Source organism: Campylobacter troglodytis (genome assembly GCF_006864425.1).
Classification (GTDB): domain Bacteria; phylum Campylobacterota; class Campylobacteria; order Campylobacterales; family Campylobacteraceae; genus Campylobacter_D; species Campylobacter_D troglodytis.
Map to the genome: position 1 here is coordinate 1 of NZ_QHLI01000024.1, position 19,958 is coordinate 19,958.

Below are 19,958 nucleotides of genomic sequence, written 5' to 3' on the forward strand. Positions count from 1 at the left end.
TGGTGTATTTAAGTTGCTTTTCTAATATAGTCTAAACTTAATCCTTTCTTTTGCTTTTGTTTGATACAAAGTTTGAAAAGATTGCCAAAGCTGTATTTTAGCTTAATTAAACTTAAGCGAATTTTTTCTTATCATTTTTAGTGAGATTTTACGCACATCTTGTTCTTTAATTTTCGTATTAGATCTAAATTTTGTTTCTTTTGTATGAAGCAAGAAATTGCCCTTTTTGCTTTCTTTAATTTTAACTAAGTTATGTTTGGCATGGTATAAGAAGTTTTCGATGCCACTTATATGATTTGTGCCTTTGGTAAATTCATTTTTGCTATGTTTTATAGGGTCTTGCACTTTAACCAAAATCTACTAAACCCTCATAAGCAACCCAACAATCACTATAAATGCTAGATTCTTGCAAGTTGTTAGAAGCTCACAATTAGGCAAAAGCTCATTAGCAGAGCCTTTCTTAACGATTTGGGTATAAACTCGTGCGATTTTGCTTAAACATATCTTCTCGCAGAGGGACGAATGCGTAGCACGAAGTAAAAGATGTTTTTTAAATGCTCCTCATCCACGCTTTTTTCTTACTCTTTTTGCACCTTCTGCTACGCAACTACTAGCCTAGCATTGTCAAAAAATAACTCTCATTCTATTCAAACTCAGTGCTCATTTTCTAAAGAAACTTCATTTTGCTAATTTTTTCACACTCTTTTGCAATTAAAATACGAATTTCTAGCACAATTGCATTCACACAAACACGAGTTATTTTGCAAATTTGAGTGTCTTTTAGCCTCTAAATCAAGGCTTCTTGCAAAGTTGCAATAGGCTTAACGAAGCAAAAAATACTTAAAAATTCATTAAATTATATCTGCAAAATTTGAGAATGTATCATATACTTGTTTTTCATTTTGCTCTTTATACCTTAAAATGATCTTGTATCAAATTAAAATATCTTGATCCTTTATTTTTCATCGCTACAATCATAACTTCAAGCTTCTTTATGTTGGTTTAAGTTAAAGTGAGCTAAGGTGATTTTACAACAAAGTCCTTAAATTCATATTCACGGTAAAAGTCTTTTTTTGCCACAATTGAAATAAAGGGGCTTTTTCACGCTTTTTAAGATATGAATTTGTGAATTTTATTTTGCATCTTACAAAACGCCAAATCCACCACATAAACTAGATCTTATAAGATCAACCTTATTTTTACAAAAAAATTCAACTTATCAAGGCAAAGGTTCAATTTCTCTTTGTTCGCTTAGATCCTCAGCTACTTGGGCTGCTAGTTTTAGCTTGTCGCTGTCAAAGTGCGTGTAAATGCGTGAGGTGTTAAGATTTGCGTGTCCTAGGGCTTCTTGGACTAGCACTAAGTCTTTTTGTTTTTTGTAGAGTAGGGTGGCGAAGGTGTGTCGGAGCATATGTGCGCCGTTTTTTTGCTTACGAATGCCAGCACGAAAGAGGATTTGCTCGACTATGCGGCTCACATAAGCCTGTGTGAGCGGGGTTCCCTTTTTGTTCGTAAAGAGATAGCAATCTTTGTTCGCATAATTTATCTGCAAATTATTAAGCAAGCTTTGAATGAGGTGTTTTTTTATCATTACAACCCTATATTTATTGCCTTTGGCGCGAATCCGCACTACATAAAGGTCATTTTCTTCGCTGATGTCGCCCATTTTGACATTGATAGCCTCGCTCACACGGATACCTGTGAATATGATGAGCTTGATAATGAGCTTGTTGCGGATGGTGTTGCTCTTAAAGTCCGCATTTTCCACGCCGTCAAGGAATTTTGTAAGCTCATCCTCGCTCATAAATTCAGGCAGTTTCGCACCTTTGGCCCCCACAACGCCAGCCCAGCTTTTAAGTGAAATGTCGAAAATGTGGGCTTTGCCTTCCTCTTCGTTTTGCTTATCCAAAAAATCAAAGAAGTTAATCACGGCTATGCGGTAGTTTTTCTTGCTTGCATCGCTTAAAGATGCCGTAATGCTCGCAAGTATCTCCACTAAAAGTTCCTCATCTATCTGTGTCATCGAGTATAACTTGTATAGCACGAGATAGTCATAGAGTTTTTTCAAGGGGTTGAAGTAGGTATTCACGCCGATAAGCCCTGTGTTTCGAGCTTTTTTGATGAGGGCATCTAACTCGTCAATGTTTTTAACGCCCTTTGAGAGAGCGAAATTTACCTGGGCGAGTTCTTGTGGGTTTTTCAGCTCCTTGTTTGAGAGTGAATTTAGCTTGAATTTAGAGTATCGGCACAGCCAAAAGAGTAGGGACTCGCTGAAAGATGCTTCGCAGTCGAGAGGGTATTTCATATTTTTCCTTTCTTTTTACCTTAATATATAGCATTTTTGTAACGCCAAAATACTGGCAATTCGTCACTTCTAGCCTACAACAGCAGGCGACGTGGTGTCCGTGCGAAACACTAACCCACACTTGCAAATCTACAACGCAAAATGCGTTTTTTAATAAATTAGTTTTCAAAACTCTTTCAAAGCCTGAATTTAAATCTTAAATTTAAGTTTCTTTTGAAAACTATTAAATATTTTAGTATATTTTTTATAACAAAGAGGCTATAAACACTTAGTTTGTAGAAAAATGATTAAAAAAAGTGTGATTTTCAAACTTTTATTTAATAAATGCTTAAAATATGGCTTTGATTTTCAGCTTGAAAAGCTTTTTATGTGAATTTAGACAAAGTAGGGCGATCCGAGTGGATTAGGTCTAAACCGTGATGATTTTAAATTTGAGCTTGTCTAAGTTTTAAGAACTAAGTGTTTCATAAAGGCTTTTTTTTACAAAACATAAGAACTTGTAAAGGTAAAATTGACTTGAATTTGTCATTTTGTATTGAAAACTATATTACAAAAAAGCCATAAAAAAGCATAGAAAAACAAGAGCTTAAATTCAAAAAAGGGCTATGAAAAAATATTCAAAAAGGCAAATAAATTTTATAAAAATCTCTCAAATCAAGCGAAACAATAATTTTAAAAAAGCTTAAAAATACAATATAAAATATAACTTAAAAGCTACACATAAAAATGAGTTTAAAGGTAAAATTGACTTGAATTTGTCATTTTGTATTGAAAACTATAATTTTCAAACTTTTTTATATTTTAACTCCTCGCCCTCTTTTAAAACTCATTAAAGCTTAATATATAGTATTTTAATAGCTTTTACCTTTTGAGTGTTTTAAATTTATCCATAAAATTTAGCAAAGAATTTCTATGATCATTTTGCTGATTTTTATGCACTGAGAAAAGTTATGATTTTCCTAAAAAATTAAATAATTTTAAATTAAGTTTTTATTTTTTATCATATATTTAATTAAATGATATTTTTTGACTTAGTTATCTGCCCTATTTTCTTCTTTTAAAATCCCTTAAAAAATTACTCATTTTTAAAATTTTGTTTAAATTTTTAGGTTAAAATTTTGAGAAAATCATCTTTAATTTAAGGAAAAAAAATGAAAAAGATCTTAACTAGTGTGGCTTTGGCTTCTGCCTTGTTTACAAGTTCTATTTTGGCTGAGGAATCAGGAGCCTTTGTAGGTGGTAATTTTGCTTATGCAACAGCTACTCCTTCTGGCTATGGTAGCAATTTTACAGGCTTTAGGTATGGACTTTTGGCTGGTTACAAGCAGTTTTATGATTCAGATGTTGGTGTGATGGGACTAAGATATTATGGAAGCTTGGATCTAGGCACAAAATACACAAAGGGCGACAACAACCCTCAAATCACAACTAGAAACATATATGCCAATGTAGATGTGCTATATAATTTCGCCCAAGATGCTGACTTAGAGTATGGGGCTTTTGCTGGTTTAGCCCTTGGCTATGTTACCCACTCAGTAGGTAGGAGAGGTGCTGGAAGCAGTGAGCCAAAAGGCTTTGATCTGGCTATGAATTTTGGTTTAAGGGCAAGTTCTTTTAATAATCACAGCTTGGAATTTTACACCAGACTAGGCTTTTTAAATCAAGAAGCCAAGGCAGCTGGGATAACCTCTAAGGTAACTCAGCCTTATCAAATGGGCTTTAGATATATCTACTCCTTCTAAGAAAACTAGCAACTTGGAGCCTAAACTCTAAGTTGCGATTTTGCTATTAGCTTTAACTAAACTTTTGCAACAATCTTGCTTTGTCATAGCCCTTTGTGGCACAAAAGCTTAACAAATTCACATTTTTGCTTGAATTTTTGTCTTAATTTCATAGATATAATTTAGGGAAATTTTTAAGTATTTTTGTTTTAGATAAAAAGATGCTCAAAGCTTTTAGTTTATAACAATTTTCTTACGAAAATGCCTAGCTTCTTCTAGCATAACAAATTTTGTCTAAAATCAATACTTTTTTAACAATAATCTTTAACTCTTACTTAAATTCAAAAACACTGCTTAATCTCCTTAGAATGTCCCTTCTTAAAATCATTTATTTCATCTGTTCGAGTTTGTGTAGCAGATGCGTAAATATAAAATTCACAGTTTAAAAAAAGCATAAAAATATTCTTATGCAAAGGCCTTTGCGTGGCAAAATATCATTTTTGTAGCATTTTGGCTGTTAGTTAGGGAAGTTCTTAGCTTTAAGCTTCAAAACCGCATATAAGCAAAAACCATAAATTCAAGGCATAAAATATATAGTTCAATTAAAATTGATGGTATTTGCTAAATTTACATTAAGTGGTATTTGTAATAATTTTTTAGACTAATCTTAAGTGAATCTTTCTTATCAATTTTAGTGAAACTTGATATAAACTGTGTCCTTTGAGTTTTTAGATCTAAATTTTCTCTCTTTTAAGCAAAAAACCTTGCACTTGAATTTGCTACACCTTGTATACCCCCCCTACTTCGCTTTATATGACAAATGGAGGCTTTTTAGATTTTACTTTGTAGGACAAGAACTCTTTTGCAGAGTAAAGCTTTAATTAGAGCATAAATGCTTTAGTGTACATCCTTTTATACAGCTACAAATTCATAGCACTAACTTAAACTTCCTTTGTATATGCGAAATTTGAAAACAAGGTTTTATTTTTTATAGCTTTAATTAGGACTTAAAAGGCTTTTAGGATAATTTAAGTTAAATTAAACCCTTTTTGCAAAATTAAAAGGGTCAGCTTGCAAAAATTCACAAAAGTGTGAATTTTTTTAAACCTTCACGCTTTTGTGAATTTAAAACAAAATACTTGAAGCTTTACAGCGAAGCTTAAATTCGGACTGATTTTATCTCTACAATATTTTTGCCAAATTTTAAGCCCTCTTACAAGAATTCAAAGCAAGACATTTAGCTCTCAAAGCTAGATCTATAAATTCACAACGCCCTAACATACAATTTACAAAAGCAAAGCCATAAACTCACAAATTCACAAAACAAAGCTTTAAATTCACAAATTTTTACAACAAAGCCACAAATTTATAAATTCACAAGTCCCAGCCCCTAAAATAAAATTCACAAAGCTTTGCCTTAAAACATAATTTGCAAAAACAAATTCACAAATTTACAAAAGCTCAGCCCTTCAAGGCTAAAAATTTACTCATTATCTTGGCTATGACAAAAAGCACAATGGCTGTGGCAAAAAGCACAAGGGCACATTGCATAAAAAGCTCTGGCAAATGCTCTATATTATCAGCCCTAACCCCACCTCCTATTAGTCCTGCTATGAAGTTTCCAAGGGCTGAGCTTACAAACCAAAGTCCCATGATTTGATTTCTTATGATAGAGGGTGCTAGCTTACTCATAATGGAAAGCCCCACAGGAGAAAGGCAAAGCTCGCCCATGGTTAAAAACCATATACTAGAAACAAGCCACCAAGCAGAAACTGTTTGTCCTGTTTTAAGCACAGCATTTGCAGCAAAGATCATAATCACAAAGCCTATGCCAGCACCTATGATGCCAAGGATAAACTTAGTCAAGGAGCTAAATTCACAGTTTCTTTTTGCCAAATAGATCCAAAGCATACTCATCAAGGGGGCAAAGGCTATGATGAAAAGCGGATTTAAGGACTGAGAAAAGGCTGCTGGAATTTCATAGCCAAAAAAGATCCTATCTGTGAAATCTTGGGCAAAGAGATTAAAAGAGGTTGGCTTTTGCTCAAAGGCTGACCAAAACAAGGCCGCTGCTAGATATAATAAAACCAGCAAAAAAAGACTTTTTTTCTCGCTGGCATTTAAGTTGCAAAAAAAGTATAGATAGCAAAAATAGATCCCTGTGGCAAGGACTATGATTAGGATCATATTCTTTGAAAAGGATACAGGATCTATGATGATAAGCTTAAAATAAAAAAGCAAGAAAAGTACTACAAAGATAGCTAAGAAGATATAGATCAAAGGAAGGGCGAATTTGTTGATTTTAAGGGGAGCATCTACCTTAGCACTTAGTCCTTGCTCAAATTCTTTAAAGTCTTTAATGGTTTTAAAATAAAATATTAAAACAGCTAACAACATCCCAAGCCCACCTATGCCAAAGCCCAAATGCCAGCCAAATTCCTTTTGAACCGTCCCACAAAGCAAGGGTGCAACAAAGGCTCCTAAATTTATACCCATATAAAAGATAGTAAAGCCTGAATCCCTCCTAGGATCCTCGTCCTTATAAAGCATACCCACCATCACAGAAGAGCAGGTCTTAAAAAGCCCCGTGCCTATGACTATGAAGCAAAGCCCCAAAAAGAACATAGCCTGAGTAAATAAAGACAAGGCTATACATAAATGCCCTAGGGCTATGATGATGGCACCATAAAGCACGGCTTTTTTTTGTCCTAAGAGATTATCAGCTAGCCATCCTCCTGGCAAGGTAGCAAGGTATAAACAGCCTCCAAATATACCTACAATGGCAGCAGCTTGCTCTCTTGCGATGCCAAGTCCTCCCTCAAAGATGGCAGCTGCCATAAAAAGCACCAACAAGGGACGAATGCCATAAAAGGAAAATCTCTCCCAAAGCTCTGTCATTGAGAGTGAGAAAAGGGGTTTTGGATGTCCTACAAAGGATCTATCTAGGGCATTAACGGTGGGTTTTTCTTTCATCGAAGGTCCTTTATTATTTAAATTTGAATTTATTTTAGCTATAAAAGTGCAATTATTTCGTGTTCTAGCTTCTTTTGTGAAAAAACTTGTGCTTGTAGTTACTAAGGGTTACAAAAATTCACAAGCTCTTTTAAAAAATTTGCAAATTTATTTTTTAAGAACTTAGCAAGGCTTGACATCCTGCTATTCAGTGCTTCTTGAAGCTATTTGAATTTAAACAGTGATTTTCGTGTTTTGTAATCCGTAATCCGTAGTCTGTTAGCACTTGCTTGAATTTAAATTCAAACCACTTCGTCCTTGCAAGTTTTTACCTTGTCATTGCGAGCCTTGCGAGAGCAAGGCGAAGAAGCTCAAATAAATTTTAGAGATATTTCGCTACGCTCAATATGACAAGAGATATTTCGCTACGCTCAATATGACAAGAGATATTTCGCTACGCTCAATATGACAAGAGATATTTTGTTTCGGCTACCCAACCCGCCCTTTCGTTACACTCAAAATGACAAATAAATCAAATCTGCTTGAATTTAAATTCAAGCCCACTCATTCATTGCAAGTTTTTACCTTGTCATTGCGAGCCTTGCGATAGCAAGGCGAAGAAGCTCAAATAAATTTTAGAGATATTTCGCTACGCTCAATATGACAAGAGATATTTCGCTACGCTCAATATGACAAGAGATTTTTCGCTACGCTCAATATGACAAGAGATTTTTCGCTACGCTCAATATGACAAGAGATATTTTGTTTCGGCTACCCAACCCGCCCTTTCGTTACACTCAAAATGACAAATAAATCAAATCTGCTTGAATTTAAATTCAAGCCACTTCGTCCATATTCCGTGTTCCATTTTCCGTAATCCGCATTCTGCCCTCCGCCACAAATAACAAGTGCGAATTTAAAGGCGACAGCTTGAATTTAAAGAAAACTTTTTATGCAAATTACAAATGTGAATTTAAAGGCGACAGCTTGAATTTAAAGCAAGGCTCTTTTATATATTTTAAAAAGCTTGAATTTAAAGAATAAAGCTGGAATTTAAAAAAACTTTTCACGCATTTTAAAAGGCTTGAATTTAAAAGCAAAAAGTTGAGTTTAAAGCAAGGCTTTTTTATGTAATTTACAAATGTGAATTTAAAAGCGAAGGCTTGAATTTAAAACTAAGCTTAAAAGCCTTAACCTTTTTTTGATATAATCACGCAATATTTTCACAACAAGGACAAGTATTTAATGTATAGATTTGCACCCTCTCCAACAGGGGATATGCATATAGGCAATTTACGAGCGGCTATTTTTAACTATCTAAGTGCTAAAAAAGAAGGCAAGGGCTTTATCTTGCGTATAGAAGATACGGACAAAGAGCGAAATATCAAGGGCAAGGACGAGGAGATCAAAGAACTTTTAAGGATCTTTGGGCTTTCTTGGCAGCATTTTTATATTCAAAGTGCAAATTTAAAGCAACACCGTCAAATGGCTTTAAGGCTAGTAGCTGAAAAAAAAGCCTTTGCTTGCTTTTGCACGAGCGAGGTTTTAGAGCAAAAAAAAGAAGCAGCAAAAAAGGCAAACAAAGCTTACCGCTATGATGGAGCTTGTGAAGGATTAAGCGACAGTGAGGTGCTTGAAAATGACAATCCCTTTGTGATTCGCCTTAAAAAGCCCAAAAAAGCTATGGAATTCATAGACTTGATAAAAGGCAAGCTTCATTTTGAGCCTGAAAACATAGATAGCTTTGTGATAATGCGTGCGGATAAGACCCCTACTTATAATTTTGCTTGTGCTGTTGATGATATGATAGAGGGGGTTTCTTGCATTGTAAGAGGAGAGGATCACACCTCAAATACCCCAAAACAAGAACATATCCGCGCGAGTTTAGGCTATGAAAGCCCTATGATTTACGCACACTTGCCCATCATTTTAAATGAAGAGGGGCAAAAGATGAGCAAAAGAGAGGCTCATTCAAGCGTAAAATGGCTTTTAGAGCAAGGCATCTTGCCAGGTGCGGTGGCAAATTATCTAATAATGCTTGGCAATAAAACCCCAAAAGAGATCTTTACTCTTGAAGAGGCTGTGGAGTTTTTTGACATAAAAAAGCTATCAAGATCCCCTGCTCGCTTTGATATGAAAAAGCTTTTGCAAATTAATAGAGAACATCTCAAACTCTTAGATGATGAGAGTTTAAACGAGCTTTTAGGCTTTAGGGCTGAGAATTTAAACGGTGTAAGTAAGTTAAAAAATTCAAATTCCATCAAAAAAGATGGTGAAAATTTGCGCCCTACAAAGGCAAATAACAAGAATTTACTTGCACAAGATATAAACGAAATTACAAACTCTAAAAGCAAAACAAGCGACAATTTAAGCCAAAATTCAAAGATAGTTGAAAAAAATTCAAGCCCTGAAATAAATAAAAATTCAAGCCCTACACAAAAAGAAAGCGAGGCTTTAAACATAAGTTCAAGCCTTGAGGGTAAAGAAAATTCAAGCATCACAGACAAGCAAGACAAAAATTCAAGCCCTTCAAACAAGAATTCAAGGATAGTTGAAAAAAATTCAAGCCCTTTCAATAATATAAATAAAAATTCAAAGATATGCCCTGAATTTATAGGCAAAAATGTAGCCCCTTTGGCGAGATTTTACACCCAAGAGGCAAGTACCATAAACGAGCTTAGAGAAAAATTAGAGCTTATTTTTAGCAAAAAGCAAATTGATGAATTTAAAGAGGAAAGAGAGTTAATCTCACAAAGCCTTTGTGAGATGAATTTAGCTGAAAATTATGAGGATTTTAAAAAGGCTTTGATGGCTAAGACAAAACTTAAGGGCAAGAGCTTTTTTATGCCTTTGCGCTTGGTGCTTACTGGTAGAGCTCACGGACCAGAGCTAGAAAAGCTTTATCCTCTAATAAGATCCTTTATCAAAGAAATAGCGAGGTTGTAAATGTTTGTAGTTGATTCTTTATTACTGTCTATCATTTCGGTGATTTCTATCTTGATTAATGTTTATATGTGGATCATCATCATAGCTGCTTTGATCTCTTGGGTGCAGCCTGATCCTTACAATCCCATAGTCCAGCTTCTTTACAAGCTAGCAGCACCTGCTTACCGTCTTGTTCGCTTTATACCTACTCGCATAGGTAGCATTGATCTAGCACCGCTTGTAATCATCATAATCTTACAGTTTATCAACATACTAATCTCAAATTTAACAAGGGGCTTATAATGCAAAAAATTCTTTCTTTAATCTTGCTTTGTGTCTTTGCAAATGCTGCCATATATGATCTAGAAAGCCTTAAAAAAAAGGATAATTCCTTGGCTAAGGACTACTACATACATAGGCTCTTAGAGCAAAATAAGATCTCCAAACAAGAAGCCCAAGGACTTCATAGACATATTTTTAGATATGCAGGAAAGATGAAAAAAAGTATGGACGCTCTTGCTCCAAGAAAGGCTGTGGCAGATCAAAGATATGCAAAATGCTATAATTACACAAACAAAACCATACTTGATGCAAATCTTACTTGTCAGGTATTTAGGCTAAATTCCTTGCCCTTTATCATAGGAATGGATAATGCCACAAGGACAAAGCTAGCAAACAAGCTAAAAGCCTCTCACGCAAATTTAAACATCTTGCTAAATGCCTACAACAGCATATCTCCTTTAAATTATATAATAGAAAATGGCAACACAGCGCATTTTTTCAAGCTTTGGAGCTATTATAAAGAACTTGATCTAAGTTTAGACAAGGCTTATTTAGATAAACTAGCCGCAGAAAATGCCTTTAAAGACTTTGCAAGGAATATGATCATTAAAAACACCCATCCTAAATTCAAGGCCTCTTTTTTACAAATAGATCCTCAAAAGCCAAAGGGCGAGGCTGCCTTTTATCTTGGGGTAAATGCCCTAATTTTCAAGCAGGATCAGATAGCACTTGGCTTTTTTAACAAGGCATATCAAAGCTATGAAAAAAGATATGACAAGGACAATGCCTTGTTTTGGATCTATCAAATAGCAAGAAATGAAAAGGACTTAGACGCTCTTGCAAATAGCTCTTCTTTAAATATTTATAGCATTTGGGCTAAGGAGTTAAAAAACAAAAAGCTAGATAGCTTCACATTTTTAGAGATGAAGAATAAAAAAGATGCAAGCTTTGATATGGGAGATCCCTTTTTGTGGCAAAGTTTGTTGAAAGAAATTCAAAAAGCAGATAAGGCTAAGCTTGAAAAGATGGCTAAAAACTTCAATGCTCCAAATACCTTGCCAATTTATGCCTTTATACTTGAAAGAATTCACAACTTCAACAAAAATTACTTCATAATGCCCTATTACGAGTATATAAAAGACTATGACATAAACAGACAGGCTTTAATTTTAGCCATAGCAAGACAAGAAAGCCGCTTCATCCCCACAGCGGTTTCAACCTCTTATGCACTTGGGATGATGCAGTTTATGCCCTTTGTGGCAAATGCCATCGCTAAAAACGAGTTAAAGCTTGCAAATTTTGATCAAGATGATATGTTTGAGCCAAAGACGGCTTATTTCTTTGCAAATCATCACTTAGATTATCTTGAAAAACAGCTAAAATCCCCTATTTTAATAGCCTACGCCTACAACGGAGGCATAGGCTTTACAAACAAGATGCTAAAAAACGGTCTTTTTAAGCCAGGCAAATACGAGCCTTTTTTGTCTATGGAGCTAGTTACCTTTACTGAGAGTAGAATTTACGCAAAGAGGGTGCTTTCTAATTATATTGTGTATCTACATCTACTGAACGGTAATACAAAGATTTCGAGTATTTTTGAAAGTCTAATTCAAGGCAATTAGCCTCAAAGCAAAGCTTAACTGTGAGCTTTGGGACATTTTTAAATGGGAAATCTAGCTTAAAATGGCTTGAGTAGGTGCTATCTATGAGGTATTTTCTTAACTCATCCTCTTCTTCAAGTGGTGTAATTACTGCTTCTTGCTCATCCATAAAGGCGCTTAAATTCAAAGCCTGAGCTTGTTTTGGAGCCAAACTTAAAAGAAAAAAATCCCTCTTTAACTCCCCTTTTAAGATAGGATTAAGATAAGACAAGATGATGATCTTATTTTCGCCCCTCTTGGTAAATCTAGCCTTTTGGGTGTGCATTAAAAGCTGCTTTTTAAGTGCTTCTGTGCTCTGGGTTTTATCCACACAAGCTGTCAAAAAAAGACAAACAAAAAGCAAGGCATAAAAGATAGCAAAAGATGAAAAAGCCTTTTTCATAGCCTTCCTTGAATTTTTAGCTTATTTTAACTCATTTGTATTATAATTTTATTAAAAAGCCTTTTGTATTTCTTAAAAATTTAGTGCAAAAATACACAATTCACAAGATGCTTTTAAAATATAAGCTTTCTTTAATTTTTAGTTTTGTTAAAACAGTGTTGAATTTTTTATTTTAAGTCTGTGATACTAGCAAAAAAGCTATGAATTCAAGGTTTGTTGCCATAAAATTTACGCATTTTTCTAAAATGAGAAATATTTTGTTAAGATCATGTTAATAAAGAGTCATTTCAAGGTTTTTAACACAAATTTCACAGGAGCTTTTAGGAGATAAGATGAATTTTAAACTTCACAATGAAGACAGCCTAACAGTGCTAAAAAGCCTAGATGAAAACTGCATTGATATGATCTGGGGGGATCCTGATTATAATGTAGGCATAAATTATAATGGCAGTAAATATACTCAAAAATGGGATGATTATATAGCTTGGTACTGTGAGCTTGCGAGTGAATGCATGCGGGTTTTAAAGCCTAGTGGCAATCTTTTTATGATGAACTATCCAAAGCAAAATGCCTATTTGCGTGTGCTTTGCCTTGACAAACTAGCTTATGATGTGCAAGATTATGTCTGGGTTTATAATACAAATGTTGGACACAGCCCTAAACGTTTCACCACAGCCCACAGAAGCATCTTGCACGCCACAAAGACAAAGCAAAGCAAGTTTTATAAGGATGAGATCGCCCTACCCTATCAAAATCTAAAAGATAAACGAATCATACAAAGGATGGCAAAAGGATGCAAGGGCAGGATGCCTTATTCTTGGTTTTATTTTGACTTGGTTAAAAATGTAAGCAAGGACAAGACCTTTCATTCTTGTCAAATTCCTACGAATTTAACTCAAATGTTTATCAAATCTTGCACCAAAGAAGGAGACTCTGTTTTTGTGCTTTTTGGAGGAAGTGGTGGGGAGATAATGCTTTGCGAGAAGCTTAAACGCAAGTGGCTAAGCTGTGAGCTTCATAAGCCCTATTTTGATATGATCCAAGATAGGCTTGAAAGAAAGGGTGAAATAAGGGATGAGTTTAGATTAAATGCGGAGAAAAAAGAAGTTGAGCCAAATTTATTTAAGGATATAATTTAAGGCTTTTTTAAATCACTCTTTATTTTAGTGGCTAAAATATCAGGCCTAAGTATTTCAAGGCTTAAAACAAGCTTTATTTAAAAGCTCTTTTAAAGGGATCTTGCTTACAAGACAGTAAGCAACCCCCTTTCAAAAGGCTTAAAATAACAAATTTATGCACTAAGATTAACACCCTTAAAGGATATATTATAAAAAGGAGAGTATATGCAAGACATTTTCAAACACATAAAACAAGCGGTTGTGGAGATTTCAAAATTGATGAAATTTCCTGATACTAGCTATGAGAGCAGCCAAAATGCCACAGGAGACACCCAGCTTGGCTTTGATCTGAAAAGCGATGAGCTAATCACGCAAATTTTAGGGCAGTGCGGCGAGATAAAGGCACTCATAAGCGAGGAAAAAAGTGAGCTTTTAGAGCTAAATTCAAGCGGAAAATATGTCGTAGCTTACGACCCGCTTGATGGTTCGTCTTTGTTTGATGTGAATTTCGCTGTTGGCTCAATCTTTGGCATTTACGAGGGCAAGGCAAGTGCAAAGAATTTAAGAGCTGCGGCATATAGCATTTACTCCGCACGCTTAGAACTTGTCATTTGCGAGCCAAATTCCTTGCCAAAACTTTACAGACTACTAGAAAATGAGGAATTTGCCCTTATCAAAGAGCTTAAAATGTCGCAAAAAGGCAAGATAAACGCGTGTGGAGGCACTCAAAGGGAGTGGAGCAAAACGCACGCAAACTTCATCAAAGCCCTATTTGACGAGGGTTATAGGCTTCGTTATAGCGGGGCTATGGTAAGCGATCTTCATCAGATTTTATGCAAGGGTGGTGGGCTTTTTAGCTACCCAGCTACTAGCAAGTCCCCAAATGGCAAGCTTCGAGCCTTTTTTGAGGTTTTGCCTATGGCTTTTGTAGTGGAAAATGCGGGCGGTAAAACTACTGACGGAGTGAGTGATAGCCTTTTGGAGCTTGAATTTAAAGAACTTCACGCTACCACGCCTTGCTTTTTTGGCTCAGCTTATGAGATAGACAAGTTAAAAACAGCTTACAAGGTGGGATAAAAATGAAAAATTCAAGGCTTTTAAAGTGGAATTTAAGCTTGGTTTGCAAAAAAACTCAGTCCATTTAACACAAGCCTTGAATTTTTTGGCTGAAAAAGTGGGCTTTAAAAATTCACCTTTGTTTGGAGAAAATTCAAGCTTGAAACATTCATCTTTGTTTGGCAAAATTTCAAACTTTAAAATTTTATTGAAAAATGCCACTTTGTTTGTGTTAAATTCAAGCTTGAAAAATTCACCTTTGCTTGATGAAAATTCAAATGTTAAAAATTCAAGCTTCAAGGGTGAATTTATATTTTTAAAATTCAAATTTACAAGGATAAAAAATGATAGCAAACATTAAAAAAGATAGCTTTGAGCTAGCCCTAGATGAAAAAAAAGCCCTCTTGCAAGAATGCCAGGCAAGTAAAAACTCAAATTCTTGCTATGAGTGCGAGAGTATCTTTAACTGTGAAACAAGAAGCAACTATGTAAAGGCTGTCTATGATAGTATGTCAAAGGGTAAGACAGACGGGGGCTTTGAGTTTTAGCGAAAATTTAGCATTTTTTGTGAATTTTAGTGAATTTTTGACGTTATTTGGCTAGTTAACTGTGTTTGAATTTTATAACACAATCAACACCTTAATTTTAGCGTATCTGGCTTATCTTTTGCCGGTAAAGCACTTTTGCGGAGCCTAATAAACTAAGTTGTTTAATCCCATAAAAGCACTTTCTTACTCAAAATACTTCGCCCTCGGAAACGCTTTGATTTTAACATTTTTGGCATTGAAATTTGTGAAATTTTTGAGTTAATTTGGGCTTTGAGAGTGAATTTTCGCCCTTATTTTGATGTTTTTAAATGAAATTTTGTGAATTTTTTACAAACAAAAATCAAAAATTTTCAGCACCTTTTAATTCATCAAATAAATTTGATTCTTGCGGTTTTTCCTTTATAATTTTGGCTCAATATGCTTTAATAAGATTTTGACTTATCAATTTTAATAAATGGCTCAATTAAACTTAACAGGATTTTCTTTTATCAATTTCAGCAAATTTTGATGAGAATTTTGCCTTAAATTTTTCATCTTAATTATATTGCTTTTAAGTGAGGGATAAAATTTTCTTTTTTAATTTTACGAAATTTAGCAAGCTTCAATTTCGCGTAGCCCCCTTTTGCTTACAGTTGCAAGAGCGCGAAGTAAAAAATTCACAGTCTCACTTGTGTGATTTCATTCATTTACAAACTCAAATTTAACACACTTGATCCTGTAATGAGCCTTTGCTCCTTCTACTACACAGTTGCGAGCCTAGCATTGTAAAAAAATAACCCTCATTAACTTCAATCTCAGCACTCATTTTAGATATTTTTTTGCATTCTTTGGCTATCAAAATGTGAATTTTTTTGAAAATTTTGCACAAATTTTGATTAGGCATTGGACAAAGTTTGGCAATTTTTTGCATTTAAATCAAGGTATTATTGCAAAGTGAGGGGGAGAAGCGAAGTAAAAAATACTTCAAAATTCCTTAAAATTTTTGTAAGACAATTTGGAAGCGGATTTTTGTTTTTAATAGAATTAACTTAAAAGTCCTTTGATTTAAGTTTAATTAAGCCTGAATTTATGCATCCCTTCGCCAAAAATGGTTAAAAGGACAAGGCAATGCTTTTTTAAAAATTTAAACTTCAAGCCCTCAGTTAGTTTTTGATAAAATTCACAAGCAAATCTTGAATTTTTAGGATTTTTCTTTGTATAAATTCACAAAGGCGGTTTAAAAGGCAAAATTCTTTGTCTTTGCTTAACTTGAAAAAGAAAGCTTGAATTTTAAAAAGAAACTTTTAAATTTTAAGCTTGTGAGTGTTTATAAAAGCTTTAAAATTCATAGCCCTTAAATTTCACTCTTAATCTTGCTTATTTTCGCAAAAATGCTTTTAAATAAAGCTTATTTTTGATTTTAAATTTAGCTTATATGTTTCAAAAGCCAAATTCGATCAAGCTTAAAATAGTTGCAAAGAAGATAAAACTGTTACAAATTTTCTCACTTTAAAGAAAATTAAGAGCTGTAATTTATCTCCCCCCTACTTTCACAAAAAATTTAAAAAGCCTTGAATTTTAACATAAGCTTATAAGATTACTATTGATAACTATTAATAATAAATTTATTTTATTTTAAATTTAAATTCTTATAATGTCAAAAGAAATTCACCGCAACTCATTAAAGGAAGATCCTTGAAAAAAGCCTTTTTTCTTAGCATATCAGCAGTTTTTGCCCTAGCAAATATATCAAATTCACAGTCTAACCCCCCCCCCCACAGATAGTAGTTCTCAAAATTTAGCCCAAAATGAAGCCTCAAACAGTGAGCTTAAATATGAGCTTGAAGCCAGTCTTATAGAGGCAAATCTTTATGAAAACAAGCATTATCAAGCAGGGCTAAGTTTAAATGAGCAAGTTCTTAAAACAAGCCCTAGTGGAAATGGGGATCTTGGAAGTATGCTTAGGATCCTGCCAAATGTGCAATTTGACAATTCCCAGCTTAAATCAAGCACTCCAGGAGAAATAGATCCAGCAAGGATTTCAATCAGCGGAGGACTTCATTATCAAAACAATTTTATGCTTGATGGGGTTAATATGAATAATGATCTAGATCCAGCAGGCTCTGGTTCTTGGACTACCAAAGCACCAGGCCGTTCTCAAGGACTTGCCATAGATACAAGTTTGCTTGAAAGCATTAAGGTGCAAGATTCCAACATAGGTGCAGCTTATGGGGGCTTTATGGGAGGGGTTGTAGAGGCTACTACCAAAAGACCTTCAAAGCCTTTTTCAGCAGATCTAAGCTATCAAATTACCAATGGCAAGGCTGATGGAGGGCTTGATCTTAGGCATTTTAAGATGGGCAAAATATCTCTAACTAAGTATCATCTTTATGAAAATCAGGATCTAGACGAGTTTTTAAACTCCTATGACGATGATAATCAGCCAAATTTCACCAAGCATTTAATGAGGGCTAGCATTGAAAGTAAGATAAATGATAAATTTTCTCTCATAGGTTCCTTTTCTAGCACAAAAAGCATCATCCCTCTAAGAAGTAGCGATGATAGCTATAAGAGTAGCTCTGGAAATTCACAGTCCTCTCCTGTTGATCCTGCTGATTCCTCATACGCAAAGCAGGATCAAAAAAGAGAGATTTATAATTACTTCATAAAGGGCTATTGGGATTTTAGCGAGAATTTAAGGCTTGATCTTTCTTATTTGTATGCTCCTCAAAATGATTTTAGATTTATAGTTGGAACAAGGGGGGATTATTATAATTTCAAATCAGGAGGGCATCAAGCCTCCTCAAAGCTTGAGTGGTACAATGCTTGGGGATATTTAAGCAATGTCATAAGCTATTCCTTGCTTGAAAACTCAGCCCAGACGAATTTTGATGCCACGAAGTACTGGCAGATCTCAGATTCTAAAAGATGGAGCAACTGGGCTACCTGGGTTAGAAGCGGAGGCTGGGCTCCAAGTAGGTCCTTGCAAGAAACCATCACAAATACCATTTCGCAAGAGTTTATCCCCTTTAACTTAGGACCAAGCACCCACACCATAAGCACAGGGCTAGAACTAAGCTATCAAAGATCAAGCTTTAAATACTCAAAGCCCTACGACAGCGCAGTTAAAACCTCCACCTTTATGACCCAAGCCAAACAAGCCCTTTGTCAAACTACGGATATGAGCTGGTGCGACACTGCAAGAGCTTATGATCCAAGAGGCTTTGAAGCCTTTGCCTACTCACAAGATCAGTCCCCCTTTGAGATAGAAACCATGGATGATGGACGCAAATATCTTGTTTGGAAATATGGGCAATATTTCAACAGTCTAAGCCGCTTTGATTCTAGCAAGAAGATCAAAGTAAGTAGCAAGAGCCTTGCTTATTTCTTGCAAGATGATGTGGAGTTTAAGCTTTCGGACTTTGGTAAGTTGAATTTAAGACCTGGGGTGAGGTTTGATTACGAGGGTCTTATGTCAAAGCTTACTGTCGCACCTCGCTTTGCCTTAACCTACGTAGCACCTTGGCAAAATGGCTTTGATAGCACAGTAACATTAGGGGCTAATCGCTACTACGGAAGAAACATCACAGCCTTAATTTTAAATGACGGCATAGAAAGCCTAGAAAGAACCCTTTATAGAGATAGCCCTAATAAGTCTTGGGACGAAATAAATCAAGAATGCCCAGCCTACGCTAGAAGAGAAAGAAAAAGCACAAGCTATACAAATGCCCTAACAGGTAGAAACGCTACAAATAACGAGTGGGTGTATTATGATGCAAATGGAAATAAAATTTCAAGGACAAATTGCTATGAAAGCTACAAGAACTCCACCAAATTTGAAAAACTTAAAGTTCCTTTTGTGGATGAGTTTATGGCTGGCTTAGAGCAAAATATCTTAGGCCTTAAAGTGGGAGCAAAATACATTTACAGACAAAGTAAGGATGATTTAAGAAGAATTAGATCAGATTATAGAAACCTAGAAGCTGACAGCAATTATGCTAGCACTTACTACACCTACACAAATGAGGGCAAATCAACAAGCAAGATCATCACCCTTAGTGCTGAAAACACCGAGCCTTTAAGTCTTTTTAGCACTCATCATTTCTTTTTATTTGCCCTTGATTTTACTCAAACCAAGAGAAATTATCTATCCTATAATGAAATAGCAAGTAGAGAGGAAGATGAGCTTATAGTTTATGATGGAAAGCTAATTTACAGCTCACAAAGACCTGTTAGTAACTTTGCAAAGCCCTACACAGCAAGGCTAAGCACTATGCACTCTTTTGAATTTGGCAAAAATCTCATAAGCTTGAATAATTTTTTTAGATTTCGCTCCTCTTATGACGCTATAGCCTTGATCTCAAATGCTAATTCTAATCCTAGCACAAGAAGCCTTGCCTACTCTCAGTATAGGCCTGAATTTAGAGCCTACAAGCAATATGGCAAATATAAGATACCCTCTGCTTTTACTTATGATCTAAGACTTGGCTATGCAAGGAAGATCTATGGGCAACATAGCATTTATTTTAACATAGACATCTTTAATGTCCTTGATTCTAAAAACACCACCATAAATCAAGCAGATTATGCAGGATCTAGCTATGCACCTAGCCTTGGCTATGAAGTGGGAAGGCAGTTTTGGTTGCAAGTTGGGTATAAGTACTGATGACGGATTACGGAGTACGGAGTACATAATTTCGTAAATACAGCTTTTGTAAAAATGTGAATTTAAATTTGCAACTTCGCAAAAGATTATTTAAGATTAAATTCAAATTTGCTTGAATTTTGAGTTAAAACAGTGGTATTTAAAGTTTAAAACTCACTTTTGCAAAGTCTAAGCTAAAACAGAATACGGAACTAGTAAATACAGCTTTTGCAAAAATGTGAATTTAAATTTAAAGTTTCGCAACAAAAGCTTAAATTCAAGCTTACTTTTTAAAATTACAAATTTATAAAAGATTATTTAAGATTAAATTCAAGCTTATATTTTAAATTTAAAGCCTCGCAAAATAAAATTAAATTCAAGCTT

Annotated in this window: 14 protein-coding genes and 1 pseudogene; 10 read left to right on the forward strand and 5 right to left on the reverse strand. The window is 34.8% G+C overall.

Translation table 11 applies throughout. The annotated features are described in order from the left end of the window. Nucleotides 1–1,219: 1,219 nt before the first annotated feature. A complete protein-coding gene (locus tag DMC01_RS06365; RefSeq protein WP_142693434.1) occupies nt 1,220–2,305 on the reverse strand; it encodes a tyrosine-type recombinase/integrase in 1,086 nt (361 codons plus the stop codon). 1,151 nt (nt 2,306–3,456) lie between these two features. Between DMC01_RS06365 and DMC01_RS06370 the strand changes: the two genes are divergently transcribed. Beyond that, nucleotides 3,457–4,047, forward strand: coding sequence for an outer membrane beta-barrel protein (locus DMC01_RS06370; protein ID WP_142693435.1), 591 nt, complete (start codon nt 3,457–3,459; stop codon nt 4,045–4,047). Between the two features lie 320 nt (nt 4,048–4,367). On the opposite strand, the gene DMC01_RS15905 is transcribed toward DMC01_RS06370, so the two are convergent. Further along, nucleotides 4,368–4,499 carry a hypothetical protein gene (locus tag DMC01_RS15905; RefSeq protein WP_282432269.1) on the reverse strand — a complete coding sequence of 44 codons (132 nt, stop codon included), beginning with the start codon at nt 4,497–4,499 and terminating at the stop codon, nt 4,368–4,370. A 988-nt stretch (nt 4,500–5,487) separates the two neighbouring features. Further along, nucleotides 5,488–6,999 carry a peptide MFS transporter gene (locus DMC01_RS06375; RefSeq protein ID WP_142693436.1) on the reverse strand — a complete coding sequence of 504 codons (1,512 nt, stop codon included), beginning with the start codon at nt 6,997–6,999 and terminating at the stop codon, nt 5,488–5,490. A 1,224-nt stretch (nt 7,000–8,223) separates the two neighbouring features. Here DMC01_RS06375 and gltX point away from each other — a divergent pair. The 4 genes and pseudogenes from gltX to DMC01_RS06390 form a co-directional block, all read left to right on the forward strand. Beyond that, nucleotides 8,224–9,372, forward strand: a pseudogene (gene gltX / locus DMC01_RS15015) (glutamate--tRNA ligase); the annotation flags it as partial. 240 nt (nt 9,373–9,612) lie between these two features. Then, nucleotides 9,613–9,924: a hypothetical protein gene (locus DMC01_RS15020; RefSeq protein ID WP_246059067.1), complete on the forward strand. Its 312-nt coding sequence runs from the start codon at nt 9,613–9,615 to the stop codon at nt 9,922–9,924. Continuing rightward, complete coding sequence (locus tag DMC01_RS06385) at nt 9,925–10,206, forward strand: YggT family protein (protein WP_142693438.1); 282 nt, start codon at nt 9,925–9,927, stop codon at nt 10,204–10,206. Continuing rightward, nucleotides 10,206–11,807, forward strand: a complete 1,602-nt coding sequence (locus DMC01_RS06390; RefSeq protein ID WP_142693439.1) for a lytic transglycosylase domain-containing protein — start codon at nt 10,206–10,208, stop codon at nt 11,805–11,807. The genes DMC01_RS06385 and DMC01_RS06390 overlap by 1 nt, the downstream gene beginning before the upstream one ends. Here DMC01_RS06390 and DMC01_RS06395 read toward each other — a convergent pair. Next, nucleotides 11,725–12,228, reverse strand: a complete 504-nt coding sequence (locus DMC01_RS06395; RefSeq protein ID WP_142693440.1) for a hypothetical protein — start codon at nt 12,226–12,228, stop codon at nt 11,725–11,727. The genes DMC01_RS06390 and DMC01_RS06395 overlap by 83 nt on opposite strands. A gap of 332 nt (nt 12,229–12,560) precedes the next feature. On the opposite strand from DMC01_RS06395, the gene DMC01_RS06400 reads away from it, so the two are divergent. The 4 genes from DMC01_RS06400 to DMC01_RS06415 all read left to right on the forward strand — a co-directional run bounded on the left by DMC01_RS06400 (nt 12,561) and on the right by DMC01_RS06415 (nt 14,950). Continuing rightward, nucleotides 12,561–13,367: a DNA-methyltransferase gene (locus DMC01_RS06400; protein WP_142693441.1), complete on the forward strand. Its 807-nt coding sequence runs from the start codon at nt 12,561–12,563 to the stop codon at nt 13,365–13,367. A 204-nt stretch (nt 13,368–13,571) separates the two neighbouring features. Next, a complete protein-coding gene (locus DMC01_RS06405; RefSeq protein ID WP_142693442.1) occupies nt 13,572–14,423 on the forward strand; it encodes a class 1 fructose-bisphosphatase in 852 nt (283 codons plus the stop codon). A 25-nt stretch (nt 14,424–14,448) separates the two neighbouring features. Further along, on the forward strand, nt 14,449–14,763 hold the full coding sequence (locus DMC01_RS06410; protein WP_142693443.1) for a hypothetical protein: 315 nt from the start codon (nt 14,449–14,451) through the stop codon (nt 14,761–14,763). After that, nucleotides 14,747–14,950, forward strand: coding sequence for a hypothetical protein (locus DMC01_RS06415; RefSeq protein ID WP_142693444.1), 204 nt, complete (start codon nt 14,747–14,749; stop codon nt 14,948–14,950). Before DMC01_RS06410 ends, DMC01_RS06415 begins: the two co-directional genes overlap by 17 nt. Nucleotides 14,951–16,578: 1,628 nt before the next feature. On the opposite strand, the gene DMC01_RS13395 is transcribed toward DMC01_RS06415, so the two are convergent. Further along, nucleotides 16,579–16,749, reverse strand: coding sequence for a hypothetical protein (locus DMC01_RS13395; RefSeq protein WP_185908786.1), 171 nt, complete (start codon nt 16,747–16,749; stop codon nt 16,579–16,581). Nucleotides 16,750–16,784: 35 nt separating this feature from the next. Here DMC01_RS13395 and DMC01_RS06425 point away from each other — a divergent pair, with 35 nt between their 5' ends. After that, a complete protein-coding gene (locus tag DMC01_RS06425) occupies nt 16,785–19,595 on the forward strand; it encodes a TonB-dependent receptor plug domain-containing protein (protein WP_282432270.1) in 2,811 nt (936 codons plus the stop codon). Nucleotides 19,596–19,958 lie beyond the last annotated feature (363 nt).

Excerpts from the sequence above, each read along its gene's own strand:
- DMC01_RS06390 (WP_142693439.1), top strand. The coding sequence starts at position 10,206 with ATGCAAAAAATTCTTTCTTTAATCTTGCTTTGTGTCTTTGCAAATGCT.
- DMC01_RS06370 (WP_142693435.1), top strand. The coding sequence starts at position 3,457 with ATGAAAAAGATCTTAACTAGTGTGGCTTTGGCTTCTGCCTTGTTTACA.
- DMC01_RS06365 (WP_142693434.1), bottom strand. The coding sequence starts at position 2,305 with ATGAAATACCCTCTCGACTGCGAAGCATCTTTCAGCGAGTCCCTACTC.
- DMC01_RS06405 (WP_142693442.1), top strand. The coding sequence starts at position 13,572 with ATGCAAGACATTTTCAAACACATAAAACAAGCGGTTGTGGAGATTTCA.
- DMC01_RS06400 (WP_142693441.1), top strand. The coding sequence starts at position 12,561 with ATGAATTTTAAACTTCACAATGAAGACAGCCTAACAGTGCTAAAAAGC.
- DMC01_RS06375 (WP_142693436.1), bottom strand. The coding sequence starts at position 6,999 with ATGAAAGAAAAACCCACCGTTAATGCCCTAGATAGATCCTTTGTAGGA.
- DMC01_RS06395 (WP_142693440.1), bottom strand. The coding sequence starts at position 12,228 with ATGAAAAAGGCTTTTTCATCTTTTGCTATCTTTTATGCCTTGCTTTTT.
- DMC01_RS06385 (WP_142693438.1), top strand. The coding sequence starts at position 9,925 with ATGTTTGTAGTTGATTCTTTATTACTGTCTATCATTTCGGTGATTTCT.
- DMC01_RS06415 (WP_142693444.1), top strand. The coding sequence starts at position 14,747 with ATGATAGCAAACATTAAAAAAGATAGCTTTGAGCTAGCCCTAGATGAA.